The organism is Amedibacillus sp. YH-ame6, assembly GCF_053848845.1.
Genome location: NZ_JBSPEZ010000007.1, coordinates 1 through 25,351 on the forward strand (window position 1 = coordinate 1; position 25,351 = coordinate 25,351).

The 25,351-nt window shown below is 33.6% G+C and carries 22 protein-coding genes; 2 read left to right on the top strand and 20 right to left on the bottom strand.

The annotated features are described in order from the left end of the window. Positions 1-137: 137 nt before the first annotated feature. The 13 genes from ACWG0P_RS06440 to ACWG0P_RS06500 all read right to left on the bottom strand — a co-directional run bounded on the left by ACWG0P_RS06440 (position 138) and on the right by ACWG0P_RS06500 (position 15,246). Positions 138-2,003 (bottom strand): BglG family transcription antiterminator, encoded by a 1,866-nt coding sequence (locus ACWG0P_RS06440; RefSeq protein WP_455801019.1) that lies wholly within the window; start codon positions 2,001-2,003, stop codon positions 138-140. Positions 2,004-2,093: 90 nt separating this feature from the next. After that, positions 2,094-3,404, bottom strand: coding sequence for a PTS sugar transporter subunit IIC (locus ACWG0P_RS06445; protein WP_455801020.1), 1,311 nt, complete (start codon positions 3,402-3,404; stop codon positions 2,094-2,096). Between the two features lie 21 nt (positions 3,405-3,425). After that, a complete protein-coding gene (locus tag ACWG0P_RS06450) occupies positions 3,426-3,713 on the bottom strand; it encodes a PTS sugar transporter subunit IIB (protein ID WP_455793111.1) in 288 nt (95 codons plus the stop codon). Positions 3,714-3,725: 12 nt separating this feature from the next. Further along, positions 3,726-5,126 (bottom strand): glycoside hydrolase family 1 protein, encoded by a 1,401-nt coding sequence (locus ACWG0P_RS06455; RefSeq protein ID WP_455801021.1) that lies wholly within the window; start codon positions 5,124-5,126, stop codon positions 3,726-3,728. Then, complete coding sequence (locus ACWG0P_RS06460; protein WP_455793113.1) at positions 5,119-5,436, bottom strand: PTS lactose/cellobiose transporter subunit IIA; 318 nt, start codon at positions 5,434-5,436, stop codon at positions 5,119-5,121. The genes ACWG0P_RS06455 and ACWG0P_RS06460 overlap by 8 nt, the downstream gene beginning before the upstream one ends. Positions 5,437-5,604: 168 nt before the next feature. Next, the gene (locus ACWG0P_RS06465; protein WP_455801022.1) at positions 5,605-7,284 is read right to left on the bottom strand and encodes a hypothetical protein; all 1,680 of its coding nucleotides are present in this window, start codon (positions 7,282-7,284) and stop codon (positions 5,605-5,607) included. Positions 7,285-7,396: 112 nt separating this feature from the next. Continuing rightward, positions 7,397-8,557 (bottom strand): iron-containing alcohol dehydrogenase, encoded by a 1,161-nt coding sequence (locus ACWG0P_RS06470; RefSeq protein WP_455801023.1) that lies wholly within the window; start codon positions 8,555-8,557, stop codon positions 7,397-7,399. A gap of 76 nt (positions 8,558-8,633) precedes the next feature. Continuing rightward, positions 8,634-9,740, bottom strand: coding sequence for a M20/M25/M40 family metallo-hydrolase (locus ACWG0P_RS06475; RefSeq protein WP_455801024.1), 1,107 nt, complete (start codon positions 9,738-9,740; stop codon positions 8,634-8,636). Positions 9,741-9,748: 8 nt separating this feature from the next. Beyond that, a complete protein-coding gene (locus ACWG0P_RS06480; RefSeq protein ID WP_455801025.1) occupies positions 9,749-11,488 on the bottom strand; it encodes a PTS sugar transporter subunit IIA in 1,740 nt (579 codons plus the stop codon). Beyond that, positions 11,482-12,669 carry a MalY/PatB family protein gene (locus ACWG0P_RS06485; RefSeq protein WP_455801026.1) on the bottom strand — a complete coding sequence of 396 codons (1,188 nt, stop codon included), beginning with the start codon at positions 12,667-12,669 and terminating at the stop codon, positions 11,482-11,484. The genes ACWG0P_RS06480 and ACWG0P_RS06485 overlap by 7 nt, the downstream gene beginning before the upstream one ends. Before the next feature lie 58 nt (positions 12,670-12,727). Continuing rightward, positions 12,728-14,173, bottom strand: a complete 1,446-nt coding sequence (locus ACWG0P_RS06490; protein WP_455793254.1) for a fructose-specific PTS transporter subunit EIIC — start codon at positions 14,171-14,173, stop codon at positions 12,728-12,730. 18 nt (positions 14,174-14,191) lie between these two features. Then, entirely contained in the window at positions 14,192-14,635 is a 444-nt protein-coding gene (locus tag ACWG0P_RS06495; protein WP_455801027.1) for a PTS fructose transporter subunit IIA, read from the bottom strand. Positions 14,636-14,868: 233 nt separating this feature from the next. Beyond that, a complete protein-coding gene (locus tag ACWG0P_RS06500) occupies positions 14,869-15,246 on the bottom strand; it encodes a DUF3795 domain-containing protein (protein WP_455793256.1) in 378 nt (125 codons plus the stop codon). 305 nt (positions 15,247-15,551) lie between these two features. On the opposite strand from ACWG0P_RS06500, the gene ACWG0P_RS06505 reads away from it, so the two are divergent. Both ACWG0P_RS06505 and ACWG0P_RS06510 read left to right on the top strand, forming a co-directional pair. Continuing rightward, a complete protein-coding gene (locus ACWG0P_RS06505) occupies positions 15,552-16,223 on the top strand; it encodes an ABC transporter ATP-binding protein (protein WP_455801028.1) in 672 nt (223 codons plus the stop codon). A gap of 142 nt (positions 16,224-16,365) precedes the next feature. Continuing rightward, complete coding sequence (locus ACWG0P_RS06510; protein WP_455801029.1) at positions 16,366-18,468, top strand: FtsX-like permease family protein; 2,103 nt, start codon at positions 16,366-16,368, stop codon at positions 18,466-18,468. A gap of 1,028 nt (positions 18,469-19,496) precedes the next feature. On the opposite strand, the gene ACWG0P_RS06515 is transcribed toward ACWG0P_RS06510, so the two are convergent. The 7 genes from ACWG0P_RS06515 to ACWG0P_RS06545 form a co-directional block, all read right to left on the bottom strand. Continuing rightward, entirely contained in the window at positions 19,497-19,916 is a 420-nt protein-coding gene (locus tag ACWG0P_RS06515) for a peptide deformylase (protein WP_455793034.1), read from the bottom strand. Positions 19,917-20,009: 93 nt separating this feature from the next. After that, positions 20,010-20,657, bottom strand: coding sequence for a CBS and ACT domain-containing protein (locus ACWG0P_RS06520; protein ID WP_455793033.1), 648 nt, complete (start codon positions 20,655-20,657; stop codon positions 20,010-20,012). 4 nt (positions 20,658-20,661) lie between these two features. After that, complete coding sequence (locus ACWG0P_RS06525) at positions 20,662-21,366, bottom strand: ABC transporter ATP-binding protein (protein WP_455793032.1); 705 nt, start codon at positions 21,364-21,366, stop codon at positions 20,662-20,664. Position 21,367: 1 nt separating this feature from the next. Next, on the bottom strand, positions 21,368-22,144 hold the full coding sequence (locus tag ACWG0P_RS06530; protein ID WP_455793031.1) for an ABC transporter ATP-binding protein: 777 nt from the start codon (positions 22,142-22,144) through the stop codon (positions 21,368-21,370). Between the two features lie 2 nt (positions 22,145-22,146). After that, entirely contained in the window at positions 22,147-23,106 is a 960-nt protein-coding gene (locus ACWG0P_RS06535) for a branched-chain amino acid ABC transporter permease (RefSeq protein ID WP_455793030.1), read from the bottom strand. A gap of 4 nt (positions 23,107-23,110) precedes the next feature. Then, positions 23,111-23,989: a branched-chain amino acid ABC transporter permease gene (locus ACWG0P_RS06540; protein WP_455801030.1), complete on the bottom strand. Its 879-nt coding sequence runs from the start codon at positions 23,987-23,989 to the stop codon at positions 23,111-23,113. 76 nt (positions 23,990-24,065) lie between these two features. Beyond that, the gene (locus ACWG0P_RS06545; RefSeq protein ID WP_455793028.1) at positions 24,066-25,253 is read right to left on the bottom strand and encodes an ABC transporter substrate-binding protein; all 1,188 of its coding nucleotides are present in this window, start codon (positions 25,251-25,253) and stop codon (positions 24,066-24,068) included. Positions 25,254-25,351 lie beyond the last annotated feature (98 nt).

Genomic DNA, 25,351 nt, shown 5'->3' on the forward strand with positions numbered 1-25,351 from the left:
ACGCTGAGAGTAGCGAAGCGTCCGATTTCGAAAAAAATGTCAACATATATTTTGAAAATAAGCAGAATAAAAAATAGGAGCTCTTTTACGAATTCTCCTATCCCTTAACTTAATGACATTGGCGATAAAGCTGCTTTTTATATAGAAGACATAAAGGTTGTGATAAAGGATGTAAAAGTATCCATTTTGATTAACTGTTTTACTTTATTTTCATCATTCAATAAACCCACGAGTTGTTCGAATAACTTATCAAATGCCTCATCTCGCTCTTTTGATAATGAGAACAAAAACACGAGTCTCACTTTTTGTTCACTCCACATGATAGGTTTGTTCAATATCGCAACTGCCACCATATTCTTATTTGCTTTTTTCTCAATTGGATGAGGTATCGCGAACATATTTCCATACGCAGTTGGTGCTGTCTGTTCTCGTTTCAAAACATAATTTTCATAATCCTTTTCAACATACCCTTGTTCATACAATGTATCGCAAAGCAACTGAATAACTTCTTCCTTTTTGTTGGCTTGTACATTTGGAAAAAACAATTGTTGAGAAAAGAAATTCGACGCATCATCTGTATGATTTTGTTTTTTTAGAATCTGATATATTTTTTCTAAATCTCCATCACTTAATAGTCCATCACAAACATAGACTGGATACTTAACATCGCTTGGTTCTTTAAAAAAACTAATAATTAAATCTGGTTGGATTTCCGCAATCTTTTTCGTATCAAACATGGATAAAATTGCACACAGTTCTATTGTCAAATCATGCACGTTTGTTAATTTACTGCGTAAATATCCATTCCCCGCTTCACCTAAAGGAGACAAAACAACAACTCTACGGCAACTAGAAGTATGCATTCTAACCAAAGACCCCATGAGATGTAGGGTAATATATCCAATTTCATCCTCTAACAAACTTGTATCAAAACGTTCTTGAATTTTCATCGCAATGAATACACTAATATCATACACCAATACAAAATTCTGTTTGATATCCGCAATCAGAGGGTTATTTAAGAATGTCTGATTATCAATACGATTTTTAAGTCCCATCAGATGAATTAGAAAATTGTTTCGAAACTCTAAATCATGGTTTAAATCTACATCATAATTTGTTTGAATTTGGGCAATGATATCATCGATGAATAAACGCATATCTGCTAATTCTTCTGTATCTATTACTGGTAATTTCCCTGCAAATAAACATGCTAAATAGGAAAGCTCTGTATTTGATAAAGCGACATCAATTACTTCAACAAGGCCCTTTGCGAACTCCTTTGCTAGTTCCATATGTCGATCATCTGGTTTTGCATTCTCAACAGGTAAGATTTCATTTCCTTGTAGGATACGTTCTAGCATAATTGCTACATGCATTACAAAAGATATCGTCTCAAAATCTTTCATCTTTACATCATGATCACGATCAAATGTTAGAATGTAGTGTTTTAGTTTTGTTAGGTCAAAGGTATGGAAAAAGTGAGTGTAATTATTTAAATCAAAATTATATTCATTGATTTCATGCATGAGAAAATACGTGGATGCTTGTCTTCTTGCCTCTTCACTACCATCAAAGTAGACTTCATTGTTTGTACGTCTAATTTGTACGGATATATTTCGTTTTGCGATGATTTCATTTAACTCTACAACGCTATTTTGTAGCGTTGTTTCACTAATATATAATGCCTCTGCCAAATCATAAAAATTAACGCTTGTATTGGTTAATAAATATTTTAAAACTTTAAAATTACGGTGTAATTCAACATCCTTATGATTTTGTGCTAAAGAATTATAAACTTCATGATCTTTTACAATACTGTAGCCACTCCCTTTATTCGCTATGATACAAGGAGTTGAAAACAAACTGTTCAATACTTTAATTTCATTACGTATTGTCTTCGATGAAACATGTAGTTTCATACCCAATTCTTGAGAAGTCATAACCTCCTCACTACGTAAGATTTTCAATAGTTCCAAATGACGTTTGCTTAAATCTTTCATATTATCTCTACCTCATTCCTATGCAAAGGTGATGATACCTTAAGTATATGTGATATGCGAAAAAATGGGAAGAGTTTCCCACCTTTTCAATTATTCGATTTCTTTTACTTCTTCTTCCTCATTTTCAAGCGCAACAAGTTGACGTTCTTGTATTTTGAAGAATGGATAGTAAATAAGTATATCCATTAAAATCAACAGAACTACTAGTACAACTGCTCGCCAATCCATTGTCGACAAGAATGCTCCAAATACACTTGGCATATTCCATGACAACATGGCAAACGATCTTCCAATCAAGCCTGAGTCCATACAAGCATATGCAATGACCGCATTTAACGTAGAAGTAAATAAGAATGGAATTAAGAAAATTGGATTTAACATCAATGGAACTCCAAAGATGATAGGTTCAGAAATATTGAAGAATGCTGGTACAATACCTACACGTCCAACCGTCTTTAATTGTTTTGATTTTGAACGTACTAATAGAATTGCTAATGCCAAACAAGCACCGCATCCCCCGATAACGACGAAGTAAACCCAGAATGGAGTCGTGAATACATTTGGCAATGCTTTTCCTGCTGCTTGAGCAGCTGCATTTAAGGATAAGCCTCCATCACGAACAGGTCCTAAAATTCCAGCAAGTGCTGCATCATGTACTCCAAAGAACCAGAATAGATGTATTAGTAATGTTGCAATGATAGCAAACGGCATAGAATCTGCTGCATTAAATGCTGGTGCCAACATTTGATAAATGAAACCTGGTAAAGTTGTATTTGCTGCATTGAAGATTGCGAAGATTGCGATAAATACTGTCAGTATTAAAACGCCTGGTAATAAGGAAGCAAATGTTTCTGATAAGGATGCAGGTACACTATCAGGAAGTTTGATTCTTCCCCAATTACGTTTTCTCATGAATTGATAAGCTTCAACAGTAAATATACTAATTGCGATTGCTGGAATCAAACCTTTTCCATCCAAATAAGAAATTTCTACACTTTTTCCAGCCCAACCTAATTCAATTGGCGCAACACATACCATTAAGAATCCTGCTGTCGCTAATAAAATCGGTAAAAATGGATCAATTTTATAGTGTTTGCACAAGAAGTTTGTAATACCTATACAAATATAGAGTGCCATCGCTCCTAATGTTAATGCGTTGATCCAAGACAACAACATATTGTTATCAGCTACAAATTTTGCCCATGCCAACAAGAACCCATTGGTTGTTGACTCTGTTACTGGGGCTGCCCCAACAACAGCCGCAAGTCCTCCCATTAATGTAATTGGCAACAAAGATATAAATGCATCTCTAATCGCTTTCAAATGACGCTGTGAACTCATTTTATTCGCAAGAGGAAGAATATGTTTCTCCATCTTCGCGTTAATTGTATTAAAATTCATACTTCAAAACCTTCCCTTTCTTTATTTAAGAATTTTTAAAATATCTTGATATACTGCTTTCCCATTCATAATTCCATAGTGTTGTGGTGCAATGGCTTCCACTGGAATGGATACAGATGCTTTAATATCTGGTAGTAAATGACGAATTTGTGGACCAACAAGGATCAATTCAACGCCTTCGATATAATCCAAATATTCAGCCTCTCCATAAGCTTTCACTTCTAATTCACCACCACTTGCTTCTTCAATACGTTTTGCTAACATTCCTGTAGACATCCCAGCATTACATACTAACATAATTTTTTTCATAACAATTTCCTCCTACAAGTCGACTCTTTTAATCAACTTCGCATTGCTTTCAATCATCTCTTTATACCAATGATAACTTTTCTTTGGCTTTCTCACAAGTTCTGAATCAAAATCTATTGCAACTAGACCATAACGTTTTTTACATCCATTCTTCCATGAGTATAAATCAAAAGAGCTCCAAGCATAATAACCACGGATATCTACACCTTGATCCATTGCATTCATCATCGCATTGATATGATCATTCATAAAGCTAATACGATAATCATCTTGTACCTCTTCAACACTTACATCTTCTGCTACTCCAACACCATTTTCTGTAATATAAATTGGCAGATGGTATTTTTCATGAACTTCTAACAATCCTTCTTGCAAACCTTTTGGATAGATTTCTGTATCCCATTCTGTATAAGTCATATTAGGATCATTTAAGATTTGTTCAAACCATCCTTTTAATACTACCTTACTCTGTCCTTTTCCTTCTTTACCAGCATGATTTATGATAAATACGGTTTCTCCATCTGTATAAGGTTTTACTAGTGTTCTAGAGTAATAGTTCAACCCTAAAAAGTCTACTGTGTTTTCCTTAATCACCTTTAAATGCTCAGTTTTTATCATACTTAAATCAAACTTCTTTGATAATGCTGTTAATAAATCAATTGGAATTTCACCTTTTGCGGCAGTGTCTAAAATCCAATTATTGCAATAATTATCCGCATAACGCATTGCAATTCTTGTTTCTACGCTATCGTCAATCCCATTGACTGGTGTAAAGCTATGTACGATACCAATTTCTCCAGGATATCCACCTTCTCTAAAGGCTTGCACACCCAATGCACTCGCATACATCACATGATACGCTGCACAAATCATCTCTTGTGGGTTTTGATGTGCTGGGGGATAATTCCCAATAAGATATCCACTTGCTGTAAACCACTTAGGTTCATTGAATGTTACCCAATGTAAAATCTTATCTTTAAAGTTTTCAAAGCATACCTTTGCATAATGTTGATAAGCATAACAAACTTCTTCATTTAACCATCCACCAGTTTCTTCCCAATACTGCGGTAAGTCCCAGTGATAAATTGTCACAAAGGGTGTAATTCCATAGGTATGACAAGCATCCAACATCCTATGATAGAAAGCGATTCCCTTTTCGTTTACATCCCCTTCTCTATTCTTAATAATTCTTGGCCATGACAGAGAGAATCGATATGTATTTTGTCCACCTTCTGCCATCATTTTAATATCTTCTTCAAAACGATGATAATGATCACTTGCAATATCTCCATTTTCTAGATTTTCAAGATGTAAATAGTGATCCCACATACTTTCTGCTTTATCATCTTCATTCCAAGCACCTTCACATTGATAGGAAGCACTTGCTCCTCCCCATAAAAATTTTTTATCCATGTGTTTTACCAAACCTTTCATAAATACCAACTACTTCATTTGCCATCATAAGAACACAATCTGAACTTGCCACATGATCCTCGGCGTGAATCAACAATAAATTAATTTTAATTTCCACATCATTTGCCATTTCTCTTAGCATTTGTGCATGCAGTTTTTGAGACTGTAACAGTTCCTCCTTTGCTTCTTTTAGTTTTTCTTTTGCGATTTCTACCTTGTCTTCTTTCACATCTGATAATGCTTCATGAGCAAGACTTCTTGCATTTCCACTGTGCAATATCAGTTGGAATGATATTTCTTCATAATTCATGATATCCCTTCCTTTCACCTATACTATAACGAAATTATTACATTTGATAAAACAAGAAATTTCCTCTTCGAAGAGGAGATATGAAAACCTAATTTTTATTTTACAAAATACGTCTAAGTTACTACCCAAATATAAAAAAAACGAGATCACAATTGACCTCGCTTTTCCTTATTGTTTGATATCTTTAATCGTTTTCACGCCTTCTGTATCGATATACGTGATATTTAATACATCGCCTATTTTCAAGAACGCTAATTCATTTTCATATTTTGTAGCAAATGGAATCTTATACGCATTGTTATCACTGCCTCGTATATAATAGATTGTATTTCCATCTACGTTTAACTTCTCTATATTAGAAACTGTAATTTCAGAAGTCTTCAAACTTTCTTTACTTACCTCTTCTCCACTGTTCCCTAGAATGTTTAACATTTTCTTAGATAATAAATCCAATCCTTCATCACTATATACCGTCGCAACTTTTTGATAATCAATCGCAGATACCGCCGCATACATCTTAATCAATCCATTATCTTTTAAAGACATTAGATAGATTGGATTTCCTTTGATGTTGATTAACAATGGGAAGGTAGATGCATAACCATAGTTCTTAACTTCTGATTCTGCACTCTTCATCGCGCTCATTTCATTAGCACCTGCAGTCTTTATCTTCATAGCTTCATGTGTACGTAAATTTACCAATGCAAATCCAACATTTGATTCATCTGCATTCGCTGAAGTAATTCCTGTATACAACCAGATATCGCCTTCTTTTTCAAGATAGTTATATCCTTCTGAAGTTTGTGTTACACCATTTTGTCCAAATACTGAGTTCCAATAGCCATCTTGTAATTTTCCATTATCATCCAGTTCTTCTACAATCATATCCTCTGGGAATACACGATCTGCCCAAGTAGGTATCTTTCCAGTATCGTATTTCTTACTTTTCCCAGTGATTGGATCAAGGAAAATAGCTCCTGTTACACTCTTTTTGTTTCCTACACCTTTGTAAGTATAGGTTGTACATATATACCAAGGACGTCCTTTTTCATCGATCTCAAATGAAGGTGAACCAAAGATTTCTGTAGGATATGCAAAACGTAAATGACGATTTAAATTCTCATTAAAATAAGCAGAAGGTACGTATTTCATGCCCTTCAACCCTAAGTCTTTTAGTTTTACAAGTTTGGTAGCACCATCCGTACTATCCACTGTAATATAGGCAGGAATACCACCATCTTTATTTCTAAAATATTTGATAAATCCATTGTAAGTAAGAGGTGTTACACGATACACACTATCTTCATAAGATACTTGTGTATATTCCGTACTTACATCAAACTGAGAAACCCACTCTGTCATGTTTCCCATAACTTTATCCCCTAAGCGAATAGAGCTATCACGATCAATAATTGGAGTCTTCTCAAAATCTACTTCTGGTATTTCTTTAAAATCTACATCTTTGATTTTAATACGTTCAGAATATTCTTGTGCATTAAATAGTCTAGAAGAGATTGCGGTAGAAATCACTGGGAACCCAATTATAACCACAATTAATCCTATACAAATTTTACATATCTTTGACCACATCTGATCTTCTTTTGTTAAATGAACTTGAGTCTTTGCTTTCTTCTTAAACAAACTTTGCAAGGACACATTGACCACTTGATCCAAATTCCGTTTGGTAAAAGATAGAAAGATCAATACGACCAACAAAAGTCCTACTGAGAAAACCAAAAAACTCCAAAATTCTGGTGCGTGCCAATTCATTGGTGGCAACATCACATAGTACATAACCGCAATCACAATAACATATGCCGGTATCAAAAATGAATATAATTTTTTCATCTGTATCCCTCGCTTTAAATTGTATTTACTATACCATATCTATAGGTAAAGGTACAGTCACAAGAATTGGAATTTATACATTCTTTATATATAAAAAGCGGGGAATTCCCGCTTATAAAGCTTTTCTATAAATTTCTATGATAGCTTCTTTTGTTAATGGTACATACGCCGCTTCTAAACCAGCACTTGCTTTTTCTGCCATCACTTCGAAGAATTCTTCATCCATAATACCGACTTCACGAAGTGTGGTTGGTATACCCATCTCTACAAAATACTCTTTTGTTTTTTGAATAGCTTCATGTGCAATTTCAAAAGGATCTTTAGTTTCATCGATTCCCCAAACATTTACACCATACTCTTTAAATTTTTCAACAGTTTCATCATTCAATACATATTCCATCCAGTGTGGAGTAAGAATTGCTAACCCTACACCGTGTGTAATATCATAATAAGCGCTTAGTTGATGTTCCATAGGATGAACACTCCAAGCTACTGGTTTTCCAAGTTTGATAAAGTCGTTAATTGCCCAACTACTAGCCCACATTAGGTTTGCTCGTGCTTCATAGTTATTTGGTTCCTTGATCGCAATTACACCATATTTGATGCATGTCTTCAACAATGCTTCTGCACTGCGGTCCAACATATAGCTTGGAATATTTGAAAAATAACTTTCAAATATATGAGACATGATATCGGCAGTTCCTGCTGCTGTTTGGTTTGCAGGAACACTGAACGTATATGTAGGATCAAGAATCGATGCTTTTGGACGCATTCCTTCATGTCCTGTTCCTATTTTATCGTTTGTTTCCATATTACTAATAACAGCAAATGTATCCATTTCAGTACCAGTTGCGGAAAGTGTAAGAATGGTAACAATTGGTAAAACACTCTTCACTTTTGTTGCGTCCAATACAATGTCCCATGGATCACCAGCATATGTAACAGCTCCAGCAATTACCTTTGCACAATCAATAGTAGAACCTCCACCAATTGGCAACACAACATCAATCTGTTCCTTACGACAAATCTCAACCCCTTTTTTCACCGTAGTAAGTCTAGGGTTTGGTTCTACACCAGATAGCTCATGATAGGTAATTCCCATTCCTTTCAATATACCTGTAACTTCATCATAAAGTCCATTACGTTTGATACTACCTCCACCATATACAATCAAAACCTTTTTTCCATACTGAGAAACAATCTCCCCAATATGTTTAACCTGTCCCTCACCAAAATAAATAGTGGTCGGAATCGAATATACAAAATTATCCATAATACCCTCCTTTTGTTGTCTTTATTATACAACGTATTTTGACTAGGTTACAAACTATATCATCACAATATTAGTACTACGTAGCTTTATACCTACAGATACTCAACAACAATTTATAAAGATCGATGATATCCTGTACCCCTATATGCTCATTAAGAGAATGGACTTCTTTCATATTGGTACCCAAACAAAGAGATTTAATGCCATGCATTCGATATACATTCGCATTACTTCCTCCGCCACACGATTCCTTTATCATCGTCTTTCCACATCGTTTACAAATTTGTTCAAACTCATCCCACAACGTGTCATCTTCCTCTATGGTATACCCTGGTGTTCCAAATTGTATATCTTCTTCAAACTGTGCATGATATTGATCGCATACTTCATGAAATGTTCTTTTTACATACGTGACATATTCTTCTAATTCTTTTCGATGATATCCCCTTGCTTCAAACTCCATTGATACCTTTCCCATTACAACATTACGTGCAGTTCCACCCTCTATTTTACCGATGTTTGATGTTAAGTATGGATGGATTCGTCCCATTGGAAGTTTTGCTATGGCTTCACTTGCAACTTTCAAAGCATTAATTCCTTGCTCTGGACATACACCCGCATGTGCTTCTTTACCAATCACAGACAAGGTCCCTTTACATCCGTGTGGAGTTCTATCGACCACTGTCCCAACAACACCTTCACCATCCAATACATAAGCACATGCAACATCCTTAAATAGACGTTTATCGATATGCTTAACTCCTTGTAATCCATCTTCTTCGCAAACACTAAACACAAAGAACAATTCTGGATGAGGAATGTTTTCTTTTTTAATGGTTTCAATCAAGCAGAGCATTGTGGCAATACCAACTTTATCATCAGCTCCTAATATACTCGTTCCATCAGATGAAATACAATCATGGCTTATTCTAGGGTGTATCTCTTCACATGGCATAACGGTATCCATATGAGCATCAAATAGAATTGGTTTTCCATTCCCTATTATATGCACAATCAAATTGCCACAATTTCCATTAATTTTCTTAGCACAGTCATCTTCCATAATTTCAACATCAATCGCTTGTAATCTATCTTTTATATAATCCGCAAGTACTCGCTCTTTTCGTGATGGAGAACTTATTTCAACCAAATCTAAGAACGTTTCTATAACTTCGTTTTTCATAACAACCTCTAGATAAATTGCACAAATTCTTCATAAGAAGTAATGTTTTGCAATTCTTGCTCATGATTATTCAAGTAACGATATAAATATTTAAATATATTTAGGTTGTTATTCATAGAAGGGTTCATTAACGTAATAAGTACATGGGATACAGTGCTACTTTCTACGAATACTGGTTTGCTTAAATGAACATAAATGGATAAACAAAAATCTTCCTTGTTACTTATACAATGTGGGATGGAATAGTTTCCAATAATCAACGAGTTTCCGCTCCTTTCTCTTTCAAGGATACGTGTGGCTTCTTGTGATGAGATAACAAGAGAAGTTGCTAAACGTTGTGTAATATTACGTATAACTTCATCCCAATGTTCCTTTTCTTTCACCTCATATGTAAAGCTATATTCTTTAGGAAATACACTTCGAATATTTTTATTGATTGAAATATTCTCAATGAGGTTACGTATCTCTACGATATCTTTATCACTTAAAATACTTTCAGTACAATAAACTTGTTCCACATGGGCTACTGTTTCTTGTGTACCGTTGATAATCAAAGTCGCATCTTCTACCTGTTGTTCATCAAGATGATCTACAATCATAACTTCACAGTTACTAAGACTTGCCTCTAACAATTGCTTGTTGATACTTGCAATGGAATTCATATTAGAATAAACATATATAGCGTGTTTTTTCTTCTTTCTCTTATCCATACTAACCGCAAAATAAAGTCCAATTAAATCACGATTAGGGATTTGATACCCATACAGTTTTTGCATTAAATTAATAAACAAAATACTCAAATCAAAGGAGAATGGATATAAAGCTTTGATATTTGCGATGTTGTGAATTTCTTTTGTCCGTACATAACTGGAGTAACACAAAATGCGTTTTAAGTGTAGATACAACTGGTTTTTCAGTTCTTCTTCCTCAAAACGTATAGAATTTTCTTCTTCAATCATCGACAATGCTTGTTGTATTTGCTTGTCTGTCAAACTTAGATTCATTTCGATACAATGATCACTAATTTGATTTAAAATATAAATGGCTTGTCTAGTTGGTTGTATTCCACTGTTGGTATATAAGCTTTTGAAGTCTTCATTGCTATCTTCATCTTTGACATATTGCATCAATAAAGCCGCAATAAAAATATTCGCTATTTGTTGAGGTAAGACATTTGGAAAATATTCATTAATAACAGAAGAATGCTCTATTTGTGAAGATAATAGATCATAAGAGTGAATATCGATTTCTGCTTTGTCTAAATAATATTTTGTATTTTGATCAATCAAATTACTTACAAGTACACATTTTTTATAAAGTGGTTCTTTTAAATGATGTCCTTTATGAGAAATTTCAATTTGTAAAATATCTCCGTAGTTTTCTTTAATAACATTCATCTTTTCTGATGCGGTTATTTTAGAAACATAAAGAAGATCAGAAAGTCGTTCTATTGTAACATATTCTTCATTGATGAGTTCATATAAGATCAATTCTTCATCACGAATGCTTTTCTTCATATAGTCTTCATATTTTGCTTCATCATCAATTTTAATACGGTATCCCTGACGTTCGACACTAGAGATTAATTCTCCAATATGATTTGCTTCTAGAAATAACTTGATACTAGAAAGATCACGCATAATCGTACGCTTTGATTTCACAACAATTTTAGAAATATCTTCTGTATTGATGGATTTATTAGTCTTTACTAACAAGTCCATAATCAGGTACTGGCGTTCATTTAGCATATAATTCCCTCATTTAATGCAAGCATTGCTTTTTTGAAGCGCTCTAATCCCTCTTCGAGTTTACTTCTAGGGCAACCTGCATTTAGTCGTAAATACCCTTTCCCATTTTCCCCATACACTTCTCCAGCCATGATGCCTACCTTACCAACTTCTACAAGAGCTTTTTGAATGCTCGCTGATGAATAAGGAAGTTCACGTACATCAATCCATGCAAGATAAGTAGCTTGAGGACAACAGAACTGAATCATTGGAAATTCTTTCTTCATAAAATCTTCTATCATTTTCATATTGCCTTCAATATAAGAAATCAATTGATCGATATAATCTTGAGCATTTTGATATGCACACATGAGTGCCTTCATCCCCATTATATTAGCAGAGTTTACAAAATCTTTTTGTCTTGTCTGTAGTAAAAAAGAATCATATAAATCCTTATTAGGTACCATAGCATAAGATCCACCTAAAGCAGGTGTATTGAATGTCTTTGAAGAACTTGATACAAGAGCCATTTTATCATACTCCTGATAAAAATGAAGAATTGGAACATGCTTTGACCCATGCAATACAACATCACTATGGATTTCATCGCTGATAATAAAAACTTTGTGTGCTTTACATATGGAAATCATCTTCTTATGCTCTTCTAGTGTAAACACGCGACCTGTTGGATTATGTGGAGAACAAAGAAGAAATACCTTAGCTTGTTTAGCCTTGTGTTCAAAATCTTCCCAATCAATAGAAAAATGATAATCCCTACACAATGCACAGGGAAGTAATCTTCTTCCATTTTTCTCTATCACATTTATGAAAGCATCATACATAGGATCAAACACAAGTACTCCATCGTTTACCTCACTTACGAAACGTAATAACACAGAAACACTATACATAACACTAGGACTATATAAAATCCAATCCTTTTCTATATGAGTATTCCCTCGATTAAGAAAATGATGAACAATTGGCATTTTAAAATCATCATGATTCCATCTTGTATACCCAAAAACAGAATGTTGTATACAAGTTTGTAAATCTTCTATCACAACAGATGGTACTTCGAAATCTGTATCTGATATGGAAAAAGGCAATAAATCCTTTCTTCCAAATCGATCTTCTATATAGTCCCACTGTGTGCTATAGGTCCCCAAACGATCAATGATTTTATCAAAGTCATAGATCATAAGACTCACTCCTTTTCATATGGCAAGAAGTGTATCCTAAGATACACTCTTGCAAGTTTTATTTTGTCTTTAATGCTTTCTTTTCAGCATGTTTAATACGCATGTTTTTGAAAACAAAGATTAAGAGAATATTCAATGCTACACCAAAGATATATGCTACATAGAAAGCCCATCCTGGTGTCATTAATCCCAATAATGGATCAAATACACCAATACCTGGAGCTAAACGTTCAATACCCAACATAATTGTTAATACACCGGTAATACCTCCAGCAATCGTATTTGCACTAATCATTGGAAGTGGATCAGCCATTGCGTAAGGAATTGCTGGTTCTGTTGCTACCGTAGCTCCTACCACAATCGCTGAATAAGACATATCATGTTCTTCTTTTGAGAAGTATTTTGGACGAATAAGAGCTGCAATACCAGCTGCTACTGGTGGAACGCTAGCAACAACACCAACGATAGCATACCATGTGTAAATCTTTTCTGACAACAGTGAGAAACAGAAGAACCAAGCTATTTTATTAACAGGTCCACCCATGTCAAATGCTAACATTGCTCCAATTAGGAAAGCAAGTGGTAATTTAAATTCTGCTGGAACAGAATTCAAGAAATCCAACATAACCGTCATTAAACCACCTAAGAATGGTCCAACAATATAGAATGTTAATAATCCAAAGATAAATATTGTAATAGCTGGAATCACTGTCAAGTTCATCAATGATTTTACTGCATTTGGATAATTGTAATGTTTAATCCATTTTACGAAATACCCAATACTAATACCAAAGAAGATTGCCCCAAAGAATCCTGCTCCAGATTCTGTACCGAGCATGCTATTGTCATTCGCAAAGTATGTAATAATAAATGCAGGTGCTAACCCAGGTTTATCCGCAATACTATATGCAATATATGCTCCCATAATCGGAATCATAAACTTGAATCCTAAATAACCGATTTGTTCTATAATCCACGCAAAACTTGCGCCACCTTGTTCAAAGTTTGTATAAGGCATTCCCCATTGCATCATTATATTCGCAATCGCAACTAAGATACCCCCACCAATAACAAATGGTAGTGCCGCAGAAATACCTGCCATCAAGTGGCTCATAATTCCACCCTGATTATTTTTCTGACTTCCTAATTTTATATTTGCTGATGCATCCCCATCTTGTAAAACTGCACGTTCCTCTAAATGATCAAAAATTGTTTTTGCTTCTTTTAAGGCATCGCTCACTTTAATGTTAATTACTTTTTTCCCCGCAAAACGTGTACGATCAGATTCACTCAGCCCTTTACCAACGGCTAAGATAACATAATCTGCTTCTGCAATCTTCGCAGGTGATAATGCATTTTCTACTCCAGATGCCCCTTGTGTTTCTACTTGAATTTCATGTCCTAGTTCTCTTGCTCTTTTTTCAAATGCCTCTGCTACCATATAGGTATGCGCAATTCCAGCTGGACAATTTGTAATCGCAACGATTTTCAATTGTTTACTCATAATCTTCTCTCTCTTTCTTTACTTTATAATTTCATTGATTTCTGCTAATACTGTTTCCTTATCAGCATTCTTTAATACATCCACAAACTCATCATGAATCAATCGTCTTGCGAATTTAGATAAGGTTTTTAGATGAAAATCATTTTTATCATCTGGTGCAATTAAACACACACATGCTTGCACAGGTTCTCCATCAATGGAATTCCATTCTATATCCTGCGCACAACGTACAAACAAGATTCCCGCCTTTTTCACACAGGCATGACGAGCATGTGGAATTGCAATTCCATTTCCAAAACCAGTCGTACTTTCTTCTTCACGTTTACACAATTCCTGATAAAATGTTTCACCATCATCCACATTACCATTTTTGTATGCCATTTCTGCCAATACTCTTAATGTTTCTTTTTGTGTCGATACATTTAAATCAAACACTACATCATTTTCATTTATCAATTCCATTTTATTCTCTCCTTGCACTTGTATTGTACCTTTTCTTACTTTTTTTGGAAATCTAAAGTTTGACACTCTATTTATGACAAAATCTTTCGAATACCAAGTATCTGTCACTCTATCATGGACAAATACTTAATCTATCCATTAGCATTTCAAACAAACAAAAAGGAAATGAGCTATACCCATTTCCTTTTCATACATCATTTACGATCTATTCTTCAACACCATAAAACAGAACTCTATTTCCCTTTTTCTAACAACGAACGAATTTCACTTTCATTTTCACAAGCATCATAATCCCCTACAATTTGATTTGGATAATGATATATAATCCCTTTTTCAAGATTCTTTTCTATACATTGTATTAAATTTTCATCTCCACTTTCTTTGGCAATCTTACAAAACGTGCGCACACGTAATTTAAACAGTATACTATCTTCACAAGGAAACTGTGAACAATCAGCACAAGAATTATATCCTTTTGTAGTACAACACTGATAGTTTTTGCAGTTTTCTTTATCAGGACAGCCACCTTCTTTACAACCAACACATTGTGCATTTTCACTACAAAATGCACACACTAAACCACAATATCCCATTCCCAATTCTTTTCTCATAATAATTTTCTCCTAACCTGTTCTCTATTCTAAGTGTATTCTTTTTTTATTCTTATTACAATATGATAATACAGCTACAAATTTAAAAGAGAACAAACTCACTCTTAGTTTACTATATATCAAAGTCTTGTCTCATGAAATTATGAAAGTGGATATTTTACAATAAACGTATAAAAGATAATAAGTGCAGTAAAAGTGCTTTTCAAACTAAAAAAGACGGCTAATACATGTAGGTTGTAATCACACCTAATAATTTCGTATAATATATTATATAACAAGATTATAGACAGAAAGGTATTATACTTATGAAAGACAAAATTTATGTCAAAAATTTAACAAAAGTTTATGGGAAAAATGACAATAAAACCATTGCTTTGCATGATGTAACTTTCAATATTAATAAAAATGATTTTGTGGCAATTTGCGGATCAAGTGGTAGTGGGAAAACTACATTATTCAATATTATCAGTGGTATCGATCGACAATATGAAGGTGATTGTTTTATTGATGAAGTTAACATCAAGACACTAAAAAATGATGAATTGACTACCAAAAGAAGAAAAGATATTGGCGTCATTTATCAATTTTTTAATTTAATCTCTTTTCTTACAGTAGAAGAAAATATTAAGTTAAGCAAAGAGCTAGATGGTAAAAAAGTTGATAACAAAAATCTAGATTTTATTTTAAAACAATTAGATTTAGAAAAATATAAAAATTCATTTATCCATGAATTATCTGGTGGACAACAGCAAAGAGTAGCAATTGCAAGAGTAATGTTAGCCGATTGTGATATCATACTTGCTGATGAACCAACCGGAAATCTTGACAGTCATAATACCATAAATATCATGGAAATATTCAAACAAATGAAATCGCAAGGGAAAACTATTGTTGTTATCACACATGATTCGTATGTTGCAAACCAAGCGGACCGAATTATAAATTTGAAAGATGGAGAAATTGTAGATGAATTATAAATACATCCTCAAATTGTCACTGAAGTTTATCAAATCACACAAAACTTTGTTTATCCCTTTCATTATCGTGATATTTCTATCCACCTGCTTGATAACAACAATTTATGTTATTAAAGATTCTTATGCACATTATAGCCTTCAAATGAACCAAAAAATTTATGGTGCATGGGATTTTACTTTTCCCCCTCAGTCCATTGAGGAGTCAGAAGAAATTTTTATAGACAATAATGTAGACATAAAGATGTTTGAAAACTATTTATCATATGTTCCCATATCAAACGAAATAGAAAACCATTTAAGTAACTTTAAAGCTGTTTCCACTTTCAATTATCTTCCGATTATTATTCTTGAAGGTATGTATCCAACAAATGAACATGAAATTCTAATCGATATAAAATATATGGAACAGTCCAATTTATCAATAGGGAATATAGTAGCTTTTCATGATGAGTCTAATGTAATAAAAAACTTCACAATCACAGGATATTATCAACACTATATTCCCACTCCTACGATTACATTTTACACATATTTAGAAAATAATCATGATGCATTTACTGCTTATGCAGATGCAAAAGATCAATCGTCAATGCAACATATTATGAACATGACGGAAACAATGACGGAACCATATTATCAATTGAATGATGGAGTTATTAATGCTAAGTATCATTTCAATGATTCCTTTGAAATTCTTTACACTGCTTTTATGGGTTTGGTTTATATTTGTATATTTCTGTTTATCTTTAATTCTTTGAGTATGTATATTAAGAAAAAACAATCCTACTTCTATCAATTATCAACTCTTGGTGCAACAAAAAAACAAATCATATTATCTCTTTTCTTTGAATTTATTATTGTTTGCGGTTTTTTCTTTTCAATGAGTGTAATTCTAAGCATATTATTGTGGAGACTTATTTTCATGTTTGGCGGAAAATGGATTGCTAATTACTTGAATTTGTCTTTTGATTTTACTTTTGTATTAACCACAAATCATCTATATACGCTTTTGTTTATGTCCCTTGTTATATTTTTATTCTGTTTCATAATTGCATTGTGGACAAATCGACAACAAAAGAGAAAGAAATTAAAATTCAAAACAGTAAAATTTCGATTTATACCACTTACTTTTAGAATGGTTTGTTTAGAAATGATTCGTACTGGATACGCTATATTTATCATTGCTACCTTAATCGTAAGTTCAGTTTTATTTCAAACAACACAAGTCATAGTAGATTATTGGATAAATTCCAAGGTTCCAAATATCCAACAGGATTCAGATATCTCTGCAAGTTTCACTTTGTTAAATAAGGATAAAAATGATATATCTAATTTTACAAATGAAATAGAAAAAATATGTGTAATAAATAATGCAAAATCCTGTAATCTTTTATATGGTGTAGAAGCTAATGCGATTATTGGTTACAATACCGCATTTCCAGTTTATTCAGTCGATCAGGGAACGTATAATAAATTTCTTAAAAACCAGAAAATCAAGGATACCAATATTCCAATTTTTGTTCATGGAAAGAATGATGAAAATATAAATGACGAACTAGCTATTCATATTTTGACACTTTTTCAAGAAGAAATAGATAATTTTACTATGAACTATTTGATCATTGAAGATGACAAATTTATGAGGGATTATCATCAGGAAGCAATGGTTTTAGTTCCACCAGCTTTGACACTTGAATGGTTGGAGAAATATCCAGATACTGCGGTAAGCGGAACGCTCGAAATAAACAGTGAAAATCACATCAATATTACAAATCAATTATCTTCCATACCAAAAACGAATGCGAATAATCAAATATATGTAATAGACAACACTGAAGAACTAGGACAGTTTTACAGGGACACAGGAGCAATTCGTATCTTTGTTTATGTACTCAACTTTTCAATTTTGATACTTACTTTATTTATTATATACAACATCTTGTTGCAATATAATATAAAAAATAAAAGAGAAATTGAATTGCTTACAACTTTAGGTATGACAAAAAGAAAAGTAAGAATATTCTTCATAGAACGTGCAATCCTTATCACTGGTCTATCTGCAAGTATTTCATTTCTTCTTGAAATTATAGCTTTGGTAATTCTCAACCAATGGATAAAAATTGAAATTTCGACTACGAGCGTTGCTCTATATTCTTTCATATACACGAGCATTTCTATGATAGTAATTATAATTATATCCCTATTGATTTTGAAGAGATTTATTTTTATGAAAAAAAGATTGTAATTTTGATTTTACTTAATGAACTTATTCTTGATAGATAAGTACATAAAATCACAGATTTCATATCTTATTATCAACCGTTTAAAGCGGTAATACATTGAACTTTACATAGTTTTTTATAGCCGATCCGAATTTATCAGCACCTCCAAGCATTAAAAAGGGAATGAGTAGCAGCTCATTCCCTTTTCCGTACCAAATAACCGGTACTCATTATCAGCACCTTTATTATAATCTCTCTTCACAGAAATCGCAATACTATAAAAGATATAATCAATATGCAAAAGAAACTTTTTAATTTATTTCCTTTTATTTTAGGATTTTCATATATCTTTCTCGTATATGTATAGTAGGAGGGTATAGTATGATAACATACGTTCGTGCTATTAAGAGAGGAGACGCTATGTTTGAACTGTGTATCTTGTATTTGATATTACAGATTTCATATCTTATTATCGACCGTTTAAAGCGGTAATACATTGAGCTCTACATAGTTTATTATAGCCGATCTGAATTTATCAGCACCTCCAAGTATTAGAAAGGGAATGAGCACCTACTCATTCCCTTTTCCGTACCAAATAACCGGTACTCATTATCAGCATCTTTATTATAATCTCTCTTCACAGAAATCGCAATACTATAAAAGATATAATCAATATGCAAAATAAACTTTTTAATTTATTTCCTTATATTTTAGGATTTTCATATATCTTTCTCGTATATGTATAGTAGGAGGGTATAGTATGATAACATACGTTCGTGCTATTAAGAGAGGAGACGCTATGTTTGAACTGTGTATCTTGTATTTGATATTACAGATTTCATATCTTATTATCGACCGTTTAAAGCGGTAATACATTGTGCTTTACATAGTTTATTATGGCCGATCTGAATTTATCAGCACCTCCAAGTATTAAAAAGGGAATGAGCTGCAACTCATTCCCTTTTCTGTACCAAATAACTGGTACACATTATCAGCACCTTTATTATAATCTCTCTTCACAGAAATCGCAATACAATAAAAGATATAATCGCTAAATTAATATACCCTTACAGTGATCGATTTCATGTTGAATAATTTGAGCTGTAAACCCATCATAAGATTTAATTTTGACTTTCATATCACAATCAAAATAACGCACTTTTATCTTAGAATAACGAACCGTCTTACGCTCTCCACTCAAGGATAAACACCCTTCTTCCACTTCATATTTTTGACCGCTTGTTTTCATAATAGAAGGATTCAACATGATTTGATAATCTTTCATAATATCATCCCAGAAAATAATGATGTTCTTATGTACCCCTATCATATTCGCTGCCATTCCAACACAATGATCTTTATGTGCCATAATAGTATCTAATAAATCTTGTATTACCTCTTTATCTGCACTTGTCGCATCCACAGATTTTGCTTGTAAAAACATAGGATCCTTCATAATTTCTCTTATCATACACATATCCTCTTTCTCATTCATACCTACTATGAGTTTATCATGCACATCTTTGAAGTTCAATAAGAAAAGATCAGTTCAATAGAACCGACCTTAATTTGGATTTTTTGTAATACTTAATACTTTATAACCATGTTCATTTAACTCTTTTTCAAGTTGATCTGTTTGGAAAGTATCAATACGGATGATAATATCAGCAAATCCATTATGTTGTGAATAAACACCTAAATGTGTGATATTACAGTTATTGCGTACGAATATCTCTGATAATTTACCAATGGTACCTAACTCATCTTTTACTTCCACACAAACACGACTTCCGCTTTCACGATATCCTAAAATATCTAAGAAAGAAGATAATACATCATTGCTGGTTAAGATTCCAACAACTTCGTTGTTATCATTGATGACTGGCAAACAACCAATGTCATGTTTGAACATAAGCAATGCCGCATCTTCTAAGAAACGATCTTCGTGAATCGTGATAACGTCTCTAATCATGATAGCATCTACACTCGTTTTAGAAAGTAAATAATTCAATTCATAGATGCTCAAACTAGTTGCTTTTGATGCCCCATTCTTTGAAATCATACTTTCTGTCACAAGACCTACCAATTTTTTACCACTAACAACTGGTAAACGGTGTAGTTCTCGCTCGTTCATAATGTCTACGACATCACTGATTTTACTATTTATATCAATACATACAGGATTTTTTGTCATTCTGTTCTTTACGTACATGTTTTTATCCTCCCAAATAAGCCTTCTGAATATCAGGGCTTTCAATCAATTCTGCACCAGTACCACTCATCACAATTTTACCAGTTTCCATAACATATCCACGATCTGCGATGGATAAAGCCATTTTGGCATTTTGTTCTACAAGAAGTACAGTAGTGCCTTTCTCATTGATATCTTTGATAATATTGAAAATTTCTTTGACCAAAATTGGTGCTAATCCCATACTAGGTTCATCTAATAATAGTATTTTAGGTCGAGCCATCAAGGCTCTTCCCATCGCAAGCATTTGTTGTTCTCCACCTGAAAGTGTGGATGCATCTTGTGAACTACGTTGTTCTAGAATTGGGAATCGTTGATAGATATCTTTTAAGTCTGCTTTAATGCCATCTTTATCTTTTCTTAAATAGGCACCCATAATAAGATTTTCATACACACTCATGCCAGAGAAAATATGTCTTCCTTCAGGTACATGTGTAATTCCTTCTTTTACGATGTTTTTTGCGCTTGTTTTATTTAATGAATGTCCTAGGAAGATGATATCTCCACTGGTTTTCTTTAGTAGTCCACTTATAGAATGAAGAAGAGTGGTCTTTCCAGCTCCATTGGCACCAATCAAGGAAACAACTTCACCTTCATGTACTTCCATAGAAACATCTTTTAAGGCATGAATAACTCCATAATGGACATTTAGTTCTTTTACTTCTAACATCTTAAATATCCTCCCCTAAGTATGCTTTTATGACACGCTTATCATTCTTAATAACTTCTGGAATTCCATTGGCGATACATTTACCATAATCTAACACATAGATACGTTCACAAATCTTCATAACCAATGACATATCATGTTCAATCAGTACCACTGTCAAATTAAATTCATCTTTAATTTGATGAATAAGATTTGTTAAATCTGCTGTTTCCTGTGGATTCATACCTGCCGCTGGTTCATCCAAAAATAGAATTTTTGGTTCTGTTGCTAAGGCTCTAGCAATCTCCAAACGTCGTTGTTCTCCATAAGGAAGATTCTTAGCAAGTTCTTGATGTTTATCCAATAAATTTACAATTTTTAATAATTCTTTTGCTCGTTCTTCGATGATACGTTCTTCTTTATAGAAGTTTGGAGTACGTAAAATAGCTTGTATCGTACCATATTTGATATTTTTATGCATCGCTATTTTCACATTATCCAACACTGTTAAATCTTTGAATAGACGAATGTTTTGAAAGGTTCTAGCCAAACCCATGCGTGTAACTACATATGGTTTTAATCCACCAATTTCTTTCATCGTACCATCGATATTCAATTGAATACTACCTTCACTTGGTTCATAAACACCAGTTAACAAGTTAAATAACGTTGTTTTCCCTGCACCATTTGGTCCAATTAAACCAATCAATTCTTTTTCATTGATTTCCATATTCACATTGCTAACTGCACATAAACCACCGAAATTTTTGGTAAGTCCATTTACTTTTAATATTGTCATCGCTATTTCGCCTCCTTCTTTTTCTGAAATTTCTCAAGAAGGGCTGAGAACGTAAATTCTTTTGTTCCAAAAATTCCCTTTGGACGAAATACCATAATCAACACCAATGCTGCTCCATAAATAATCATACGAATATCTGAGAATTGTTGTAGGAACATATTGATAAATCCAATCATAATTGCCGCTACTACAGAACCTGTATAACTTCCCATACCGCCAAATACAACAAGAATTAAAATATCTACTGATCTTGCCCATGTAAATAAGTCTGGTTTTACAACATAGAAGTTACATGCATATAAAGCTCCCGCAAGGGCTGCTAATACCGCACCGATTACAAACGCAATCGTTTTATATTTTGTTGTGTTGATACCCATTGCTTCAGAAGCAATTTCATCTTCTCGAATAGAAATACATGCACGTCCTGGTGCACTTCTAGAAAAGTTTAGAACCACAAGCATAGCTACGATGATACAAATCACCAACAATGGCCAAGTTGTTAGTTTTGGAATTCCAAACAACCCCGCAGCTCCATTGGTAACTTCCATATTCAATACAACAATACGAACGATTTCTGAAAATCCAAGTGTTGCGATTGCCAAGTAATCACCCTTTAATCGAAGTGTAGGAATTGCGACGATCAACGCAACGATAGCACTGATGACTCCTCCAATCAAAACACCGATTAAAAATCCCGCAATGGTTGGATTTGCTTTGGTCACAATCGCTGCCGCATAAGCACCAATACACATAAATCCTGCATGACCTAAAGAAAATTGCCCAGTAACTCCAATGATTAAGTTTAGTGATACCGCTAGAATAATATTGATCCCAATGGTATATAACGTACTTTGATAATACAATCCAATCGCTCCAGATTGCATCGCAAGTGTAAGTGCAGTAAGGATAACAGTCGTTGAAATAATCCAGCACAAATTTAATTTACTAAATATATTTTTCATATGACTATACCTTCTCTTTCACATTCTTACCTAATAAACCTGCTGGTTTAATGATAAGAATTAAGATGAGGATTGCATACACAACTGCATCTTTATATAAAGAACTTCCATAGGCCGTAACAAGTGCTTCTACAATACCAATAAAGAATCCACCAAACATTGCCCCAGGTATGATTCCAATACCACCAAATACCGCCGCGACAAACGCTTTGATACCTGGTACCATTCCCATTAAAGGATTGATAGTATTATAATACATCCCGACCAATACACCACCAGCTCCAGCTAGTGCTGATCCAATCGCAAATGTGTAAGATATTGTTGCGTCTACATTGATTCCCATCAATTTTGCCGCATTCGCATCAACAGATACTGCACGCATAGAACGTCCTACTTTTGTTTTCTTTACAATGAAGGTCAACACCAACATAAGAGCGATCGCGATCACAAAAATATAAATCTGTTGTGCTTGTAATTGTAAACCAAAGAAATTGAATGTTTCATTTCCGATGGTTGAAGGATAAGTTTTTACTCCAGGACCCATGATTTTTTGTGTAGAATACTCAATAAAGTAACTAACACCAATGGCCGTAATTAAAGCCGCAATGCGAGTCGCATTACGAAGCGGTTTATACGCAATACGCTCAATTAACACGCCCAATATTGCACATAGGATCATGGAAAGAGCCAATGCCACAAAGATATTCAAATGAAATTGTGATATGGCAATAAAGCCAATATATGCCCCAAGCATATAAATATCTCCATGTGCGAAGTTGATAAGTTTGATGATACCATATACCATCGTATAACCAAGCGCTATCAAAGCGTAGATACTACCGATTGATAGACCATTGATCATTTGTTGTAAAAATTGTGTCATAACATCACTCCCTATACTTTAAAATAGGAGAAAGTGTCTTTCCCCTATTTGATGGTTCATAAATTGTTCTCTAAAATTATTTGTTTGGATCTACTTCAATAGCTTCTTTTTGAACACCATTTTCAACCTTAACTACTAATGCAGCTTTTTTAGGTGTATGTGTTTCATCGAATGTAAAGCTTCCTGTAACTCCACTGAAATCAAGTTTCGCCATTTCTTTTTGAGCTTTTTCGTTATCTGCAGAACCAGCCTTTTCAAATGCTTGAATCATTACATTTGTCGCATCATATGCTAAAGCTGAGAACATACTAGGTTCTTCGTTATATTCTTTTTTGTAATCTTCAATGAATTTTGTCAATGCTTCACTTGCACCTACTGTTGTATATGCAGTTGTAAAGTATACATCGTTCAAGTTTTCAGCACCTGCAAGTTTTACAAGGTCTGTTGAATCAAATCCATCTCCACCAACGATTGGTGTGTTAATACCTAATTCTTTTGCTTGTTTGATGATCAAACCAACTTCGTTATAGTAACCAGGAATATAAATTAAATCAAAATCCATATCCTTGATTTTTGTTAACTGTACTTTAAAGTCTGTATCTTTTTCAACATAGTTTAATTCAGTAACGATTGTTCCACCTTTTTCCTTGAATTTCTTCTGGAATGCAGCAGACAATCCTTTTGCATAATCAGAACTAGAGTCTGATAATACCGCTACTTTTTTCTTTCCTAATGTATCCGCAGAATATGCAGCCATTGCAGCTCCTTGATAAGAATCTTCGAAACATACACGGAAAATATAATCGTAAACTGTTTTGTCTTTTACATTTGATAATGTTACGTTTTCCGCAGTTGCACTTGGTGAAACGATTAAGACTTTGCTATCGTTTGCAATCTGATAAGTTGCTGCTGAGTTTCCAGAAGTTGCTGGACCAACAATACCATTTACACCATCTGATGTAATTAGTTTTGTCGCAACATTTGTTGATTCATCAGATTGAGATTTGTTATCTCCTTCAACATATGAATATTTTAATTTGTTGTCTTTGTTTTCATTTGCTTGTTTAATCGCAAGCTTAGCCCCTTTGAATTCAGGTGTACCATAGTTTGCAGTTCCTCCTGATAATTCAAAGTTTAAACCGATTTTAACTTCACTACCTCCAGTTGATCCTCCTGAACCTGAGTCTCCACCACAGCCGGCAAGTGTTGTAAGTGCCATACATGATACTGCAGCCATTGCTACAATTTTCTTAAAGTTTCCCATGTCTCTCTCTCCTTTTCAATCTTCTATCCTTCAAATTGATATACTTATTATATGAAAAACTCTCCTTTTTTACAAGTCCTTTCTTTATTATTTTCACA

Excerpts from the sequence above, each read along its gene's own strand:
- ACWG0P_RS06450 (WP_455793111.1), bottom strand. The coding sequence starts at position 3,713 with ATGAAAAAAATTATGTTAGTATGTAATGCTGGGATGTCTACAGGAATG.
- ACWG0P_RS06500 (WP_455793256.1), bottom strand. The coding sequence starts at position 15,246 with ATGAGAAAAGAATTGGGAATGGGATATTGTGGTTTAGTGTGTGCATTT.
- ACWG0P_RS06485 (WP_455801026.1), bottom strand. The coding sequence starts at position 12,669 with ATGATCTATGACTTTGATAAAATCATTGATCGTTTGGGGACCTATAGC.
- ACWG0P_RS06510 (WP_455801029.1), top strand. The coding sequence starts at position 16,366 with ATGAACCAAAAAATTTATGGTGCATGGGATTTTACTTTTCCCCCTCAG.
- ACWG0P_RS06540 (WP_455801030.1), bottom strand. The coding sequence starts at position 23,989 with ATGACACAATTTTTACAACAAATGATCAATGGTCTATCAATCGGTAGT.
- ACWG0P_RS06490 (WP_455793254.1), bottom strand. The coding sequence starts at position 14,173 with ATGAGTAAACAATTGAAAATCGTTGCGATTACAAATTGTCCAGCTGGA.
- ACWG0P_RS06535 (WP_455793030.1), bottom strand. The coding sequence starts at position 23,106 with ATGAAAAATATATTTAGTAAATTAAATTTGTGCTGGATTATTTCAACG.
- ACWG0P_RS06515 (WP_455793034.1), bottom strand. The coding sequence starts at position 19,916 with ATGATAAGAGAAATTATGAAGGATCCTATGTTTTTACAAGCAAAATCT.
- ACWG0P_RS06495 (WP_455801027.1), bottom strand. The coding sequence starts at position 14,635 with ATGGAATTGATAAATGAAAATGATGTAGTGTTTGATTTAAATGTATCG.
- ACWG0P_RS06480 (WP_455801025.1), bottom strand. The coding sequence starts at position 11,488 with ATGCTAAATGAACGCCAGTACCTGATTATGGACTTGTTAGTAAAGACT.
- ACWG0P_RS06525 (WP_455793032.1), bottom strand. The coding sequence starts at position 21,366 with ATGTTAGAAGTAAAAGAACTAAATGTCCATTATGGAGTTATTCATGCC.
- ACWG0P_RS06530 (WP_455793031.1), bottom strand. The coding sequence starts at position 22,144 with ATGACAATATTAAAAGTAAATGGACTTACCAAAAATTTCGGTGGTTTA.
- ACWG0P_RS06455 (WP_455801021.1), bottom strand. The coding sequence starts at position 5,126 with ATGGATAAAAAATTTTTATGGGGAGGAGCAAGTGCTTCCTATCAATGT.
- ACWG0P_RS06465 (WP_455801022.1), bottom strand. The coding sequence starts at position 7,284 with ATGAAAAAATTATATTCATTTTTGATACCGGCATATGTTATTGTGATT.
- ACWG0P_RS06445 (WP_455801020.1), bottom strand. The coding sequence starts at position 3,404 with ATGAATTTTAATACAATTAACGCGAAGATGGAGAAACATATTCTTCCT.
- ACWG0P_RS06470 (WP_455801023.1), bottom strand. The coding sequence starts at position 8,557 with ATGGATAATTTTGTATATTCGATTCCGACCACTATTTATTTTGGTGAG.
- ACWG0P_RS06440 (WP_455801019.1), bottom strand. The coding sequence starts at position 2,003 with ATGAAAGATTTAAGCAAACGTCATTTGGAACTATTGAAAATCTTACGT.
- ACWG0P_RS06475 (WP_455801024.1), bottom strand. The coding sequence starts at position 9,740 with ATGAAAAACGAAGTTATAGAAACGTTCTTAGATTTGGTTGAAATAAGT.
- ACWG0P_RS06545 (WP_455793028.1), bottom strand. The coding sequence starts at position 25,253 with ATGGGAAACTTTAAGAAAATTGTAGCAATGGCTGCAGTATCATGTATG.
- ACWG0P_RS06460 (WP_455793113.1), bottom strand. The coding sequence starts at position 5,436 with ATGAATTATGAAGAAATATCATTCCAACTGATATTGCACAGTGGAAAT.
- ACWG0P_RS06520 (WP_455793033.1), bottom strand. The coding sequence starts at position 20,657 with ATGTACGTAAAGAACAGAATGACAAAAAATCCTGTATGTATTGATATA.
- ACWG0P_RS06505 (WP_455801028.1), top strand. The coding sequence starts at position 15,552 with ATGAAAGACAAAATTTATGTCAAAAATTTAACAAAAGTTTATGGGAAA.